Source organism: Streptomyces sp. NBC_01267 (assembly GCF_036241575.1).
In the GTDB taxonomy this organism is placed as follows: Bacteria; Actinomycetota; Actinomycetes; order Streptomycetales; family Streptomycetaceae; genus Streptomyces.
Window position 1 is genome coordinate 2,589,279 of the sequence record NZ_CP108455.1, and the last position, 16,305, is coordinate 2,605,583.

General features: G+C 71.6%; 10 protein-coding genes. 3 read left to right on the forward strand and 7 right to left on the reverse strand.

Annotated features, from left to right (window positions below):
- Nucleotides 1-96: 96 nt before the first annotated feature.
- The 4 genes from OG709_RS11805 to OG709_RS11820 all read right to left on the reverse strand — a co-directional run bounded on the left by OG709_RS11805 (nucleotide 97) and on the right by OG709_RS11820 (nucleotide 9,407).
- Nucleotides 97-4,032 carry an nSTAND1 domain-containing NTPase gene (locus tag OG709_RS11805; protein WP_250298526.1) on the reverse strand — a complete coding sequence of 1,312 codons (3,936 nt, stop codon included), beginning with the start codon at nucleotides 4,030-4,032 and terminating at the stop codon, nucleotides 97-99.
- Nucleotides 4,016-4,387, reverse strand: a complete 372-nt coding sequence (locus OG709_RS11810) for a hypothetical protein (RefSeq protein WP_250298527.1) — start codon at nucleotides 4,385-4,387, stop codon at nucleotides 4,016-4,018. The genes OG709_RS11805 and OG709_RS11810 overlap by 17 nt, the downstream gene beginning before the upstream one ends.
- 204 nt (nucleotides 4,388-4,591) lie before the next feature.
- The gene (locus tag OG709_RS11815) at nucleotides 4,592-8,368 is read right to left on the reverse strand and encodes an ABC transporter ATP-binding protein (protein ID WP_329165959.1); all 3,777 of its coding nucleotides are present in this window, start codon (nucleotides 8,366-8,368) and stop codon (nucleotides 4,592-4,594) included.
- Nucleotides 8,369-8,480: 112 nt separating this feature from the next.
- Nucleotides 8,481-9,407, reverse strand: coding sequence for a serine hydrolase (locus OG709_RS11820; protein ID WP_250298529.1), 927 nt, complete (start codon nucleotides 9,405-9,407; stop codon nucleotides 8,481-8,483).
- Between the two features lie 169 nt (nucleotides 9,408-9,576).
- On the opposite strand from OG709_RS11820, the gene OG709_RS11825 reads away from it, so the two are divergent.
- Nucleotides 9,577-9,960: a type II toxin-antitoxin system RelE/ParE family toxin gene (locus tag OG709_RS11825; protein ID WP_266643094.1), complete on the forward strand. Its 384-nt coding sequence runs from the start codon at nucleotides 9,577-9,579 to the stop codon at nucleotides 9,958-9,960.
- Nucleotides 9,960-10,301 carry a helix-turn-helix domain-containing protein gene (locus tag OG709_RS11830; protein WP_266643092.1) on the forward strand — a complete coding sequence of 114 codons (342 nt, stop codon included), beginning with the start codon at nucleotides 9,960-9,962 and terminating at the stop codon, nucleotides 10,299-10,301. Before OG709_RS11825 ends, OG709_RS11830 begins: the two co-directional genes overlap by 1 nt.
- Nucleotides 10,302-10,318: 17 nt before the next feature.
- Here the strand turns inward: OG709_RS11830 and OG709_RS11835 are convergent, their stop codons facing one another.
- The 3 genes from OG709_RS11835 to OG709_RS11845 all read right to left on the reverse strand — a co-directional run bounded on the left by OG709_RS11835 (nucleotide 10,319) and on the right by OG709_RS11845 (nucleotide 14,651).
- The gene (locus tag OG709_RS11835; protein WP_329165964.1) at nucleotides 10,319-11,995 is read right to left on the reverse strand and encodes a thiamine pyrophosphate-binding protein; all 1,677 of its coding nucleotides are present in this window, start codon (nucleotides 11,993-11,995) and stop codon (nucleotides 10,319-10,321) included.
- Nucleotides 11,992-12,963, reverse strand: coding sequence for an agmatinase (gene speB / locus OG709_RS11840; protein WP_250298533.1), 972 nt, complete (start codon nucleotides 12,961-12,963; stop codon nucleotides 11,992-11,994). Before speB ends, OG709_RS11835 begins: the two co-directional genes overlap by 4 nt.
- 80 nt (nucleotides 12,964-13,043) lie before the next feature.
- Nucleotides 13,044-14,651 (reverse strand): sodium:solute symporter, encoded by a 1,608-nt coding sequence (locus OG709_RS11845; protein ID WP_329165966.1) that lies wholly within the window; start codon nucleotides 14,649-14,651, stop codon nucleotides 13,044-13,046.
- Between the two features lie 156 nt (nucleotides 14,652-14,807).
- Here OG709_RS11845 and OG709_RS11850 point away from each other — a divergent pair, with 156 nt between their 5' ends.
- A complete protein-coding gene (locus OG709_RS11850) occupies nucleotides 14,808-16,274 on the forward strand; it encodes a PucR family transcriptional regulator (RefSeq protein WP_329165968.1) in 1,467 nt (488 codons plus the stop codon).
- Nucleotides 16,275-16,305: the final 31 nt, after the last annotated feature.

Here is a 16,305-nt window from a genome sequence, read left to right on the forward strand (position 1 = left end):
GCCACACGGTCGTATGTATGTACGTACGGACGCACAGGGCCGCCCACCGGTTGCACCGCATAAACGGACAGATGGTGACAGGTTCGGTGCAACCGCTCAGCGGCAGGCGGGGCGGTACTGAATTCCCAAGAAGTGCCGCTCCCATACTTCCGCGCTCAGGACATGGGAGGTGGCGGAGCAGATACGCGCTGCGGCGTGTTCCACATCCAGGTCCCAGACCTGCACCGTCCCGGAGACCCCACCGGTGGCCAAGGTCCGCCCGTCGGGGCTGAAGCCGAGCGGACCTGCCCCGGGCGCGCTGACCGCGCGTCCCTTCGCCTTGGGATGCCTGAGGTCGGAGAGGTCCCAGAGCCTGACGGTGTTGTCCCGGGCGGCGGTGGCCAGCAGCCGGGTGTGCGGCACGAAGCCAATGGCGGTGACGGTGTCGGTGTGCCCGGCCAGCGGACCGCCGACGGCGGCGGGATGCCGTGGATCGCTGACGTCCCAGAGACGCACCGTGCGGTCGCTCCCCGGCGTGGCGAGGATGCGCCCGTCCGCGGAGAACGCCGCGGGGTTGTCGTGGCTCGTGTCGGCCCCGACATGGCTCAGTTCCTTCGGCTCCGCCGGATCACTGATGTCCCACAACCGCGCCGTGCTGGTGTCGCTGGTGTCACTGCTGACGAGAATGCGGCTGTCCGGGCTGAACGCGCGGACATTGGTCAGGCCCTCCGGGCCGGAGAAGTCGACGGCTCGGGGATGCGCCGGATCGGCGACATTCCACACATGGATCCTGCCGACCGGATCCACCCTCCACAGCGTGCGGCCGTCCGGTGCGAAGTCCAGGCTGTCCCCGCTGCCCGTACCGGCGAACGGGACACCGTAGGGCACCGGGTGAGCCGGGTCCGCGATGTTCCACAGACGGATCGCGGAGTCCTTGTCGAGCGTGCCCAGGGTCCTGCCGTCCGGGCTGACCGCCGCCGGCACGGTGAATTTCCCGATGTTCCCGACCAGGGATCCGCCGAGCGGCTTCGGCCCGCGGGGAGCCGTGAGATCCCACAGCCTCACCAGCCGTGGGTGCACACCGGTGCTGTCCTCGGTGCCGGTGACGAGGGTCTTCCCCTTCTGCGTGATCGCCAGCCGGTCCGCTGTTCCGCCGGGGGTGGAGGCCGCGCGCGGGAGGGACCACAGCCGGACCGTACTGCCGTCGCTGCTGGCCAGGGCCGAGCCGTCGGGACTGAACACCAGATCGGCGAGGGCATCGGTGTGTCCGCCGAGCGGTGCGTTCATCTCCACGAGTGCGCCGGCCCGCTCCGGGTCCGAGGAGGACGGAGGCGCCGGTTCACCGCCCTCGGTGTCGTCGGTTCTCCAGAGCTGAATCGTGCGGTCCTGGCCCGCGGTGGCAACCACCTGGCCGTCGGGCCGCAACGCCAGGGCAAGCGCCGAACCACGGGCAACCACCCCTTCGTTGCGCAGGCGCGGGTGGCGCGGTTCCGTCACGTCCCACACCCGGATCGTGTCCTGACCGTCCGCACTGACCACACCGTTGCCGCCCGGATCGCCGGTCGTGACCAACCGGTGGCCGTCCCCGCTGAACACGGCCCCCGGCCGCAGCGTGCTCACCACGTCCAAACCGTTCGGCAGCAGCGGCACCGGGGCCGCGGCGCGGGAGATGTCGAAGAACTGGAGGGCGTTTTCCACGTCCTGCCAGACGGCGAGGGTCCTGCCGTCCGGGCTCAGGGCAACGGCTGTGCCGGGCAGCGTCGTGAGGACGGTCGGGTTCGTGGGGTCGGTGACGTCCCGGAGCGTCGTGGTCATCTTGTCCTGGTCTCTGGTCACCACCGTGCGGCCGTTCGGCGAGAGGCCGATGATCCAGTCGTCGGCGCTGCCGATGGGCGGACCGGACCGCCGTGGCCGAGCCGGATCGGAGAGATCCCAGAGGGCCGGCCCGCCGTCGTGCCCCGGTGCCGTGCCCTGTCCGGCGACATGAGCCACGAGGGTGCGCCCGTCCGCGCTCAGCGCGATACCGCCCGTCCCCTTCAGGGCATGGATCGGCGGGCTGAGCGGCCTCGGACGGGCCGGATCACGGCTGTCCCAGAGACGGAGCGAGCCGTCGCCCTGCCGCGTCACCAGCCGGTGCCCGTCCCTGTCGAACACCGGTGTGCCGACCGCGCCCGGCAGCACGGTGGACAGCGGGCTGTTCTCCCACGCCAGCAGATTCGTGTACGTGCTGTCGTTGGGGCGCATGCGGTACGAGGCGAGGTCGAGCTGGGCCGCGAGTGAGGGGTCGGTGGAGCGGATCCGGTCGGCCTCGATGGCGATCTGGCCCGCCACCGCGGTGTCCCGCTGTTCCCGGGCGGAGTCACGCTGGCTCTGCGCCGTCGCGCGCTGCTGGAAGGCGAAGATCGCCGTTCCGGAGACGGCGAGTACCAGCGCTGTCAGCACGGCGATGACGCTTCGGCGGACCCGGGCCGCCCTCGCCGCCTGCTGCCTGGACAGGGCGAGGAAGTCGAGAGCGGTCCGGCTCAGGTGCCCCGGCGCGGCTGCGGCAGCCCTGGCCGCGCTCTCCAGTCGGCTGCCCCGGTACAGCAGGGAGCCGTCCGAGCGCTGGGTGTCCCACCCCCGGGCGGCCTCTTCGAGTTCCTGGCGGACCAGGACGTCGGACCGGCCGTGTTCGATCCACCGGCGCAGCCGCGGCCACGCCTTGATCAGGGCCTCATGGGTGATCTGGACCGTCATGTCGGCCACCGCCGCGAGATCCCCGTCCACGGTGAGCAACCGCTCCCGGGTGAACGCGGTCAGCGCGGCGGCGGTTGCCGAGGCCTCCGTATCGCTTGCCTCCAACATGCCGAGCGATACCCGCTTGCGGGTGTCCTCCGCCCCGTCACCGATTCTGACCAGGCGCAGGAACAGCGCTTCCGCTCCCCGCCGGGCCGACGCGTCCAGGCTTTCGAAACGCCGCTCGGCAGTCCTGGAGATCGCCCGGTGGATCCCCCCGGTGGCCTGGTAGTCGGCGACGGTGAGGACCCGGTCCCTGCGCTGGACCCATGTCATCTGCAGTGCGTGCGCGAGCAGCGGCAGCCTGCCCGCGGAGAACCACGTGCCGGTATCGGGGCGGTCCCTGCTCAGGTCCGAGGGGAAGACGCCCAGATCCCGGAGCAGCAGCTCTTCGAGGCCCGGCTCCATCGTCAGCCCGGTGGCCGCCGCGGGTGCGGTGATCGCGTCCCGCAGCTCGCTCTCCGCCATCGGTCCCACCAGCACCTGACGGTCCTGCAGCATCGCGCGCAGGAGCGGCTCGGCGATGCAGTAACCGTAGAAGTCCGCCCGGAGGCCGAGCACCAGCAGGACGTCGGGGCGTGTGCATCCGTCCCCGGGCGTCGCGAGCCGGCTGATCACGTCGATGAAGCGCGCGCGTTCGGCCTTGTCCGCGCAGAGGGTGAAGAGCTCTTCCAACTGATCGACGATCAGCACGAGTCGCCGGCTCGCCGGGGACCCCGCTCCGGCGCCGAGTGTCCTGCGCAGCTCCGCGACGTACGCCCCGGGGTCGGCGTCCAGAGCCTGCCGAACGGCTTCCACGCTGCCTCCGGCAGCGAGGGCGAGCTGTTCGGCCAGCACCGTCATGGGGCGCGAGGTGGGTGTGAGAACCGCGTGCGGCCACTCACGGGATCCGTCGACCGGAAGCCTGCCGCTGGTCAGTGCCGGTCGCAGACCCGCCATCAGCAGGGAGGACTTGCCCGCTCCGGACGGGCCGACCACGGCCAGTGGGCTGCCCTCGACGAGCTGTCCGAGCAGTTCCCCGATCAGCGCCTCACGGCCGAAGAACCATCTGGCCTGTTCCACTCCGAAGGACGCCAGGCCGGGGTACGGGCACAACTCGCCTTCCGCGGGCACGGCTTGGCGGGCTTCCTGCCCCGGCAGCTCCCCGGACGCGACAAACCCGCTGGTGAAGACGACGTACGCGTCGCGACCCGCCTGAACGATCTGGCTGTCACCGGAGGCCGTCGCGTGCTGCTGAACAGAATCCGCCGGTGCGGGTAACTCAGGGGGCTGACTCATGGTGGGTGATGCTGCCTCCTGCCTGGAAGGTTCTGTTGCCGCGCCCGGAGACCGTGGCCCGCTGCGTCACCGAGTGCGGGCCCGGCGGCGGAACCAGCGGACCCAGCTCCTCGTCCAGAACGCGACGGAGCTCGCCCCCGAGGCTCGGGTCGCGCTCCAGCAGCCGGCGCAGCCGACGCTGCCAGTCGGCCGCCAGTTCCGCTTCCGTCTGCTCGTCTCCGGCCCGGCGGGCTGCCAGCAACTCGGCACGGACCTCGGCGAGTTCCGCCCCGACGGCGTCCACCCGCTCGGGGTGCACCCGGCGCCACAGCCCCAGGACCGACTCACGGGCCTGCTGCCACCCGTCCGTGGCCATCGCACTGACCAAGGTTGTCCCGGCGGCCAAAACCAGTGGATCCATCCCGCCCCCCCTACCTGACAGATCGTCATGGTAACGCCGTCCACGGCTCCGGTCCCGGGAACAACCGAACTCCCGGAGCAGCCGGACTCCCGGCAGCTGCCGCGCTCCTGGAACAGCCGGATCCCCGGGGCCCGCCGACCCCCCGGAGGACCGGACTCCCTACGCCACCACCTCGGCGGGCTCCCCCACGAACGTCCGCCACAGCCGCGCGTAGCTGCCGTCCAGCGCCAGCAGTTCCTCGTGCGTGCCGTCCTCGACGACCCGTCCGTGGTCCATCACCACCACCCGGTCCGCCCGCGCCGCCGTCGTCAGGCGGTGGGCCACCACCAGCGTCGTACGACGGCCCGCGATCCGGTCCGTGGCCTGGTTGACCTGGGCCTCCGACGCCAGGTCGAGTGCGGCCGTCGCCTCGTCGAGCAGCAGGATGTCCGGGTCCACCAGCTCCGCGCGGGCCAGCGCGATCAGCTGCCGCTGCCCTGCGGAGAGATTGCGTCCCCGCTCGGCCACGGTGTGCAGATAGCCGCCGTCCAGCGTGGCGATCATGTCGTGCGCGCCGACCGCCCGCGCCGCCGCCTCGACCTCGGCGTCCGTCGCGTCCGCGCGGCCGTAGGCGATGGCGTCCCGGACCGTACCCGCGAAGAGGTACGCCTCCTGCGGGACGACGCCGAGCCGGTGGCGGTACGCCGTCATGTCCATGTCCCGCAGATCCGTACCGTCCGCGGTGACCCGGCCCGACGTCGGGTCGTAGAACCGGGCGACCAGCTTGACCAGCGTGGACTTGCCCGCGCCCGTCTCCCCCACGAAGGCGACCGTCTGCCCGGCCGGGATCCGCAGGTCGATGCCGCTGAGCGCCGCTTCGGGCTGGTCGGCCGGACCGTCCGCGCCGCCGTCGGCGGGACCGTAGGCGAACGAGACGCCCTCGAAGGCGATCTCCCCGCGCAGCGAGGTCACGTCCAGTGGCGCGGCGGCGCCCTTCGTCGACGTGGGCTCCTGGAGCAGTTCCTGGATGCGCTTGAGCGAGACCGTGGCCTGCTGGTACCCGTCGAAGACCTGCGAGAGCTGCTGCACGGGGGCGAAGAACAGGTCGATGTAGAGCAGGTACGCGACCAGCGCGCCCGTGGTGAGCGTGCCCCCTTCGATGCGGCCCGAGCCCACGATCAGTACGGCCGCCGCGGCCACCGACGACAGCAGCTGCACGAAGGGGAAGTAGACCGAGATCAGCCACTGCCCGCGCACCCGCGCCTGCCGGTAGTGGTCGCTGCGGCCCGCGAAGCGCGCCGAGCCGGTGCCCTCGCCCTGGAAGGCCTGCACGATCCGCAGCCCGGACACCGTCTCCTGGAGGTCGGCGTTGACGGCGGAGACCCGCTCGCGCGCCAGCTCGTACGCCTTGACGCTCTTCTTCCGGAAGAAGTACGTGGCGACGATCAGGAACGGCAGCGTGGCGAAGACCACCAGAGCCAGCTGCACATCGATCACGACGAGCACGACGAGGATGCCGAAGAACGTGACGACCGAGACGAACGCGGTGACCAGACCGGTCTGCAGGAAGGTGGACAGCGCGTCCACGTCGGTGGTCATCCGGGTCATGATCCGGCCCGTCAACTCGCGCTCGTAGTAGTCGAGTCCGAGCCGCTGGAGCTGGGCGAAGATCTTCAGACGGAGGGTGTAGAGAACGCGCTCGCCGGTCCGTCCGGTCATCCGGGTCTCGCCGGTCTGCGCCAGCCACTGGACGGCCACGGTCACCAGCGCGAGCCCGGCCGCGGTCCACACCGCGCCGGTGGCGAGCCGGGTGACGCCCTGGTCGATGCCGTGCCGGATCAGTGCCGGCAGGAGCAGCCCCATGCCCGCGTCGACCGCCACCAGCAGCAGGCTGATCAGCAGGACGGGTCCGAAGCCGCGCAGCAGTCTGCGCAGTCCGTAGGACGTCTCGGCCGTGACGGCGTGCGCCTCGTCGACGTCCGGGGTGTCCGTGGCGGGCGGCAGCGCCTCGACCTGGGCGAGGAGTTCGGGGGTGGCGGGCATCCCGCCGGGTGCGGCGGGCGCGCCTTCAGCGCTCCCGGCGGGCGCCTCGGTGCGTACCCACAGGGGCGGGGTGATGCCGCGCTCGACGTCGAACTCGGCGTCCAGCTCGTCCCGTACGGAGGTGTCCTCCAGCGCGTCGGCGTCGGCCGGGAGGGCGTGGCCGGGTGAGACCCCGCCCAGTTCCTCGGGGTCGGTGAGCAACCGCCGGTAGAGCGCGCAGCGCTCCTCCAGCTCCTCGTGCGTACCGATGTCGGCGAGGCGGCCCCCGTCGAGCACCGCGATGCGGTCGGCGAGGTTGAGGGTGGAGCGGCGGTGGGCGATGAGCAGCGTCGTACGGCCGGCCATCACGCCGCGCAGTGCCTCGTGGATCTCGTGCTCGACGCGGGCGTCCACCGCGGAGGTGGCGTCGTCGAGGAGGAGCAGCCGGGGGTCGGTGAGGATGGCGCGGGCCAGGGCGATGCGCTGGCGCTGGCCGCCGGAGAGGGTGAGGCCGTGTTCGCCGACGGTGGTGTCGTACCCGGCGGGCAGTTCGTCGATGAAGCGGTCGGCCTGGGCGGCGCGGACCGCGGTGCGGATCTGCTCGTCGGTGGCGTCGGGGTGGCCGTACGCGATGTTGGCGCGGACGGTGTCGGAGAACAGGAAGCTGTCCTCGGGCACGAGGCCGATGGCGGCCCGCAGCGATTCCAGGGTCAGTTCGCGTACGTCGTGGCCGCCGATGAGTACGGCGCCGTGCGAGACGTCGTAGAAACGCGGGAGCAGCAGCGAGACGGTCGACTTCCCGCTGCCGGACGAGCCGACGACGGCGACGGTCTCGCCGGGCGCGATGGACAGCGAGAAGCCGTCGAGCACGGGCCGCTCCTGCGCGTAGCCGAACGACACGTCGTCGAACTCGACGCTCGCCCCGGCGTCCGCGGGGAGTTCCTTCGTCCCGTCGGGGATGGACGGTTCGGTGTCGATCAGCTCCAGTACGCGCTCGACGCCCGCCCGTGCCTGCTGGCCGACGGTGAGCACCATCGCCAGCATCCGGACCGGGCCGACGAGCTGGGCGAGGTAGGAGGAGAACGCGACGAACGTGCCGAGGGTGATCTCGCCGCGGGTGGCCAGCCAGCCGCCGAGCGCCAGCATCGCGACCTGCCCGAGGGCGGGGACGGCCTGGAGCGCCGGGGTGTAGCGGGAGTTCAGCTTGATGGTGCGCAGCCGGCCCGCGAAGAGCCTGCGGCTGACCTCGCGGAGCTTGCCCGTCTCCTGGTCCTCCTGGCCGAAGCCCTTCACCACGCGGACGCCGGTGACGGCCCCGTCCACGACGCCCGCGACGGCCGCCGCCTGCCCCTGGGCGTACCAGGTGGCGGGGAAGAGCCGGGTCCTGCTGCGCTTGGCGATGATCCACAGCGCGGGGGCGACGGCGACGGCGATCAGGGTCAGCAGCGGGGAGAGCCAGGCCATGATCCCCAGGGAGATCACGAAGAGCAGGACGTTGCCGAGGGTCATCGGCAGCATGAAGAGCAGGCCCTGGATCAGCTGGAGGTCGCTGGTGGCACGGCCGATGACCTGGCCGGTGGAGAGTTCGTCCTGCCGCCGCCCGTCCAGCTTCAGGATCGTGCCGTACATCTCGGTCCGGAGGTCGTGCTGGACGTCGAGGGCGAGACGGCCGCCGTAGTACCGCCGGATGTAGGTGAGTACGTAGACGACGACGGCCGCGCCGATCAGCAGCCCCGTCCACACCCCGAGGGACCGCGTGTGGTTCCCGATGACGTCATCGATGATCACCTTGGTGACCAGCGGGACGAGGGCCATGACGGCCATCCCGGCGAGTGAGGAGCCGAGGGCCAGCAGCACATTGCGCCGGTAGCGCCAGGCGTACCCGGTGAGCCGTCTCCCCCAGCCCTGTTCCCGTGTTGTCGCGGCGTCCGCCACTGGTGCCTCCCGTTGTCCGATACCACCGGAAGGAACCAACGCGGCGACCAGGGGATTTCATCCCGCCGCAACAATCACGGGCCGGAAGGCCGGGGGGGACCGGTCGCCGGACCTACGCGTTCGGGACCGCGGGGGCCACCTCGTGGGGCGTGGCCGGCGGCTCGACGGTCGCGCGCAGAGCGGCCTTGGCGTTGAGGTCCTTGTGGATCGCGCGGGCGACGGCCTGGATGGTGTTCACGCCGTCGGTCATCGTCCTGTTGTCCTGGGTGAGCACGGTGATCGTGTAGTCGTGGCCCTTGCCGGTGAAGGCCCCGATCGAGTGCACCCGCCACCCGTGCGTGGACCGCTGCAGCCAGCCGTTCTTGACCTGTACGGTCGCTCCCGCCGGGGCCCCGGCGGGGGTGCCCCAGCGCTGGGACGAGATGACCTTGTGCATCAGCCCGAGCTCGTACGCCCGTGAGCTGTCGCTCAGTACGGAGTTCTTGGCGGTGAGCAGGGCCAGCAGCTTCTGCTCGTCCCGGACGGTGATCTGCGTGAGCCCCCAGTACGTGCCGGAACCGGGAACCGTCCGGGTCATGCCCGCCGCCTTGAGGAAGCCCTTGACCTTCGTCGCGCCGAGCTGCTTCCACAGGGTGGAGGTGGCGTTGTTGTCCGACTTGGTGATCATGGCGGTGGCGAGGCTGGTCTCGCGGGCCGTCAGATAGCGGTTGTGCTTCTTGTTGTCCCAGAGCAGCGTCGCGAGCACGGTGGCCTTCACGACGCTCGCGGAGTCGTACGTCGTGTCCCCGCGCAGGGTGCAGGTGGTCTTCGTCGACCGGTCGTAGAGACCGACCGCGACGGTCGACTTCCGCCCCTTGAGCGCGGCGGTGATGTCCGTCTTCAGCTTCGCGGCCAGCCCGGCCCTGGCGGAGGTGCACGCCACGGCGGGCGTCGCGGCCTCCGCCGGAGCCGCCGTGAAGGCGAGCGGCGCGAGGACTCCGGCGGCCAGCGCCGCGGCGGTCGCGGCAGCTGTCCGGCGGGGTATTCGGTGGTGTGTCATGGAGGTTTCCCGTCCCCTGAGGTCATTCGGGAGCGCCCTGGCGCCCCGCCTCAGATGACTCGCGGGCGGCCGGAAAGTTGCACGGCAGGACCCTGCGTCTTTCACTCCTGAGGCTGATTCCGCAGATGAACGTGCCGATATACACTGGAGTAGCTATACGTTCGGCTATATGGATGCCCCCTATGTGATCGAGATCGAACCGGAGGTCCGGCTGTGGTTGATGAACCTCTCGGACCGGGACTACGCAGTGGTGGACCACGTCGCCGGGCGACTGGCAGACAGCCCGACCACCCTCGGGGAGCCCTACTCGCGACATCTGGGCGACGGTGCAAGAGAGTTGCGCTTCGCTCTGGGGCACAATCGAGATGCCATACGGGTCTCGTACTGGCTCGCACCGGACCGCCGGATCGTGCTGCTGACGATCTTCCGCAAGACCAGATCGCGCGAAGACGCCGAGGTCGCTCGCGCGCAACGCGCCAAGAGCACCTGTGAAGCAAGCCACGAGCCTGCTCACGACGAATTCACCCGTGCCGTGGAGAAGGGAGAGCTGTGATGGTCAGTCACGCACGCTGGAAGCTCGCTCGGGACAAGAAGACCGCTCAGGGGATCGCCGAGGATCCTGGCGTAGCACGGATGCAGGAGGAGATCCGCCTCGCGTTCGACCTCGGCCAGGCCGTGTACGACCGCCGGACGGAACTCGGTATCTCGCAGGCCGAGCTCGCCCAGCGGGCAGACATGACCCAGCCACAGGTTTCCAAGCTGGAACTGGGCGGCACCGTGCCGACCCTGCCGCTGCTGGCACGGCTGGCACGCGCGTTGGACGCGTCACTCCGGCTGGAGCTGGTCGACGACACGTCCCACGTCGCGTTCACGGCACGTACGGCCGCCGCCTGACCCCGCGGCTCCACCGTTCAGTCCAGATGCGTCGGAGCGAACATCTTGAGCAGCGCGGGCAGCACGACCACCGAAGGCCCTGGTTCCGCAAGGGACTTGGCCAGGTCCTCGGTGAGTGACTCCGGGGTGGTGCGGACCGCGGGGACGCCGAAGGACCCGGCGAGCGCGACGAAGTCCGGGCGGGCCAGTTCCGTGGCCGTGGCCTCGCCGAACGCGTCCTCCATGTACTCGCGCAGGATCCCGTAGCCGCCGTCGTCCACGATCAGCCAGGTGACCGGCAGGTTGTACTGCCTGGCCGTGGCCAGTTCGGCGATCGAGTACATCGCGCCGCCGTCCCCCGACACGGCGAGGACCGGCCTGGTGGGGTCGGCGACCGCCGCGCCCAGCGCCGCCGGGAAGCCGTAGCCGAGACCGCCCGCGCCCTGGGCGGAGTGCAGGGCGCCGGGCCAGGCGGACCAGGCCCAGTAGGCGAGGATCGTCATGTCCCAGAAGCTGGGCGCGTCGGCGGGCAGCGCGGCCCGCACCGAGGCCAGGATCTGCTGTTCCAGGCCCAGGTCCTGGCCCGCGATCCGCTCCCGTACCTTCGCGAGCACCGTCCGTACGGCGTCCGGCGCGCCGGGATCCGTCCGGTCGGTCACCGTGTCCAGCAGGGCCGAGAGCGCGGTCCTGGCGTCCGCGTGGATACCGAGCGCCGGGTGGTTGGACTCCAGCTTGCCGAGGTCGGCCTCGATCTGGACGACCCGGCCGCGCGGCTTGAACGTGTGGTAGTTGGAGGAGAGTTCGCCGAGCCCCGAGCCGACGACCAGCAGGACGTCGGCCGCTTCGAGGAAGTCCGTGGTGTGCCGGTCCTCCATCCAGGACTGGAGCGAGAGCGGGTGCTCCCAGGGGAACGCCCCCTTGCCGCCGACCGTGCAGACGACCGGCGCGTCCAGCTTCTCGGCGAGCGCGCGGAGCTTGCCGGACGCGTCGGACCGTACGACCCCGCCGCCCGCGATGATCACCGGGCGTTCGGCGTGCGAGAGCCAGTGGGCCGCCACGGCGGTCAGTTCCGGGCGGGGTTCGAGCTCGCGCGGGGTCGCGTCCATCGCCGTGACCGGTGGCAGCAGGGTCTCCGCCAGCAGGACGTCCTGCGGGATCTCCACCCAGACCGGGCCGTGCGGCGCCGTGAGCGCGGACTCCCAGGCCGCCGCGATGGCCGACGGGATCTGCGACGGCGTGCGGACCGTGTGCACGGACTTCACGATGTCGCGGAACGACGCCTGCTGGTCGCGGAGTTCGTGCAGATAGCCGTGGCGTCCGCCGCCGAGCCCGGCCGTCGGGATCTGGCTGGAAATCGCGAGTACCGGCGCGCTGGCGGCTGCCGCCTCCTGGAGCGCGGCGAGCGAGGTCAGGGCGCCGGGGCCGGTGGAGAGCAGCAGCGGGGCCACTTCGCCGGTGATCCGGCCGTACGCGTCGGCGGCGAAGCCCGCGTTGTTCTCGACGCGCAGGCCGATGTACCCGAGCGAGGAGCGGCGCAGCGCGTCGAACATGCCGAGCGCGTGCTGGCCGGGGAGGCCGAAGACCGTGGTGGCGCCCAGCCCCTGGAGGGTCTCGACGACCAGGTCGCCGCCGTTGCGGCCGGGCGGAGGATTCAGCGCGGCTGCGGTCTGCTCGGCGGTGAGCCGGGGGGTCTCGTGGTGGTGGTCGTGCGTCACTTCGTACGCCCCTCCGCGATCTGTCGGGCCATGATCGTGGTGAGCTCGTACGCCGTGTGGGACGCGGCGACCGAGGTGATCTCCGCGTGGTCGTAGGCCGGGGCCACCTCCACGAGGTCGGCGGAGACCAGGTGGCAGGAGGCGAGTCCGCGGACGATCTCCAGGAGTTCGCGGGAGGTCAGCCCGCCCGCCTCCGGGGTACCGGTGCCGGGGGCGTGCGCCGGGTCCAGTACGTCGATGTCGATGGAGATGTACAGCGGGCGGTCGCCGATGCGCTGGCGCAGCTGGTCGGCGATCTCGTCGACGCCGCGGCGCATGACGTCGGCCGACGTGACGATGCCGAAGCCCATCTTGGCGTCGTCGTCCAGGTCCTGCTTGCCGTAGAGCGGGCCGCGGGTGCCCACGTGGGACAGCGCGGACGTGTCGAGGATGCCCTCCTCGACGGCCCGGCGGAACGGGGTGCCATGGGTGTACTCGGCGCCGAAGTAGGTGTCCCAGGTGTCGAGATGGGCGTCGAAGTGGAGCAGCGCCACCGGCCCGTGCTTCTTGGCCACCGAGCGCAGCAGCGGCAGCGCGATGGTGTGGTCGCCGCCGAGCGTCATCAGCCGGGCGCCGGTGGACAGCAGGTCGTCGGCCGCGGCCTCGATCGTGTCGACGGCCTCGTTGATGTGGAACGGGTTGGCGGCGATGTCACCGGCGTCGGCGACCTGCGCCAGCGCGAACGGCGAGGCGTCCTGCGCCGGGTTGTACGGGCGCAGCAGCCGGGACGCCTCACGGATGGCGTTGCCGCCGAACCGGGCGCCGGGGCGGTACGAGACACCGCTGTCGAAGGGCACACCGACGACGGCGACATCGGCCCGGCCGCCGACCTCGTCGAGCCGGGGCAGCCTGGCGAAGGTCGCCGGACCGGCGTACCGCGGGACACGGGACGAATCGACGGGACCGCGCGGCTGATCGGTGCTGCTCATGGGTGTGCCCTTCTTCTCTGGTTTTTTGGCGTTTCAGAGCGTTTCAGAGATGTATTGGATGCTTTTGACGCTTCGGAACTCTAACTCTGTGCCGGAGCGGTCTCCGGTTCGGACCCGGATGCCTCTCCCGCGGACCCGGGCACCTCTCCCGATCCCTCCTCGCGCCCGGCCAGCCGGTCTCGCCAGTGGGCGAGTACGGCCGCGTCGGTCGGCTTCGAGGCGAGCGAGACGACGACGTACGAGACCAGCGAGGCCAGCAGCCCGTAGTAGATGGGCTCGTTGGCGAGCGCCCCGTACCTCCACATCAGGCCCAGGACGACGAGTCCGCCGGCGGTCACGGCCGTCAGCGCCCCCTGCACCGTGCCGCGCTTCCACAGCAGGCCGCCGAGGATCGGCACCAGCAACCCGCCGACCAGCAGGTTGTAGGCGACGGTGAGTGCTTCGACGACGTTGTTGAGGGCGATGGCGATACAGATGACCAGCACGCCCATGGCGAGGATGAAGGCGCGGTTGCCACGCACCTCGTCGCGGTCGTCACTGCCGTCGCGGTCGTCACTGCCGTCACCGTGGTCACTGCGGTCACTGCCGTCACCGTGGTCACTGCGGTCACTGCGGTCACTGCGGTCACTGCGGTCGCCCTGCGCACCCGGGGAGGCGCGCATCCCGCGCAGCCGCGACCAGATGTCGTTGTTGGCGACGGTGGCGCAGGCGATCAGCGCTCCGGACGAGGTGGACATCACGGCGGCCAGCGCGGCGGCGAGCACCAAACCCCGTACACCGACGGGCAGTTCGTCCTTGACGATGGTGGCGAAGGCGGCGTCGGCGCTCGGCAGCTTCGGGTACATGACCTTGGCGGCCGTACCGATGACCGCTCCGGCGACCGCGTACACCAGGCAGTACGTACCGGCGACGGTGCCGCCGAGCCGGGCGACCTTGTCGCTGCGGGCGGTGAACACCCGCTGCCAGATGTCCTGCCCGATCAGCATCCCGAAGGTGTAGATCAGGACGTACGTGAAGATGGTCTCGCCGCCGATGCCCAGCGGGTCGAAGTACGAGGTGGGCAGCTTCGCCTTCATCCCGGAGAAGCCACCGGCCTTCACGACCGCGATCGGCAGCAGCAGGAGCAGCACCCCGATCGTCTTGACGACGAACTGCACCATGTCGGTGAGGGTGATCGACCACATCCCGCCGAGCGTGGAGTACGCGACGACGATCGCACCGCCGAGGACGATCGCGACCGTCCGGTTCATGTCGAAGAGGACGTCGAAGATCGTGGCGTAGGCGATGGTCGAGGTGACGGCGAGCATCAGCGTGTACGCCCACATGACGACGCCGGAGATGACCCCGGCCCGGCCGCCGTACCGCAGGTCGAGCATCTCGGAGACGGTGTAGACCTTGAGCCGGGCGATGCGGGCGGAGAAGAACACGCTGAGGGCCAGCAGCCCGAGGCCGATCGTGACGACCATCCAGGCGCCGGAAAGGCCGTACTGGTAGCCGAGGCCGACACCGCCGATGGTGGAGGCACCGCCGAGGACGATCGCGGCCATGGTGCCCGAGTACATGGCCGGTCCGAGCCTGCGGCCCGCCACCAGGAACTCGGACTTGGACCTGGCGCGGCGCATGCCCCACCAGCCCATGGCGAGCATGCCCGCCAGGTAGACGACGATCACTGCGTAGTCGACTGCCATGAGCCCTCCCTCTTTCCGCGCCTGCCGCCGCCGTCGTCAGCGCCGCTGCTGCTGCCGCTGCCGCCTGCTTTCGTCGGTTGACACTAGGTGGCCGGAAAGGGACGTTGAAGTGTACGTTCCGTCCATCTGAACCCCTTCTCGATGGATGGAACGTCCATGCCGGACCCCGCCGCTCCGCCCACTCCCCCCGTTCCACTGGCCGCGCTCCTCGCCCGCCAGGACCTCGGGCTGCGCCAGGTCGCGGGCCCGGCGGCCGAGGGGTCCGGGGAGGCCGGGGGTGCCTCGGTGCACTGGGTGCACACCAGCGAGATGGCCGACCCGTATCCGTATCTGCTCGGCGGCGAACTGCTGCTGACCGCGGGCGTGCAGCTCAGCGACGCCGACCGGTACGTGAGCCGGATCGTCGCGGCGGGCGGGGCCGCGCTCGGCTTCGGGCTCGCGCCGGTGTACGACACGGTGCCGCCCGCGCTGGCCGAGGCGTGCGACCGGCACGGTCTGCCGCTCGTCGAGGTGCCGACCCGGACGCCGTTCACCGCGGTGGCCCGCGCGGTCTGGGGGCTGATGGCGGAGGCCCGCCACCGTGAGCTGCGCCGGATGTCGGAGGCCCAGCAGGGCCTGGCCGCGGCGGCGTCCCGCCCGGAACCGGTGCCCGCCGTACTGCGTCAGCTGGCGCGGCGGCTGGGCGGCTGGACCGTCCTGCTGGCCCCGGACGGCACCGCCCTCGGGACGGCGGGCCGCGAGCCCGCGCCGGAGGTACGCGCCGGGGTGACGGCGCTCGCCCGGGTCGTCCGGCCCACGACGGCGCAAGCCACCACCCAGGACTCCCGGCCCCCGGCAGCCCGACCGGCACCCGCCTCCGCCACCGACACCGCGGGCTCCGCCCAGCTGGCCGCGTACGCGGTGGCCGGGGGCGAGGGGCTGGTGCTCGGGGTCGCCACCACCCGGCGCGAACCCGGCGACCACACCGTCGCCGGGGTGGCCGTCGTCCTGCTCTCGCTGCTGACCGCGGAGCGGCCGGGGGCCGACGAGGCGGCGCGGTCGGCCGCGCTGGTGCGGCTGCTGCTGGGGGCCGCGCCCGAGGAGGTGGCGCCGCTGCTCGGCGAGGGGCCGTGGACCGTCGTGCACGGCCGCGGCGCGGGGGCGGCTCCGGCGCTGGGCAGCCCGCTGGTGGACGCGGCGGCCGACACCGTACGCGCCCTGCTCCCCGCCGGCCGGGAGGTGACCCGCCGCCCCGGCTGGAGCCTCGGGGTGAGCGCCCCGGCAACGTTGCGGGACCTCGCGGCGGCCGACGCCCAGGCCGGACGGGCCCTGCGCCGCGCGGAGACGACCGGCACCCCGCTGGTCCGGCACGGCGGCACGGGCCTGGCCGCACTGCTGGACCCGGCGGAGGCGACCGCCCACGCACAGGCACTGCTCGCACCGCTGGGCACGGACGGCCCGCTGCCCGAGACGCTGCGCACCTGGCTTGCGCTGCACGGCAGTTGGGACCGGACGGCGGCGGCGCTGGGCGTGCACCGCAACACCGTCCGCCAGCGGATCGGCCGGTGCAGGGCGCTGCTCGGCACGGATCTGGACGACATGGACGTGCGGTCAGAACTGTGGTTCGCGCTGCGCCAGGGCTGAGCGGGCGGCAAGCACCGGCGAGCGGCCTCCG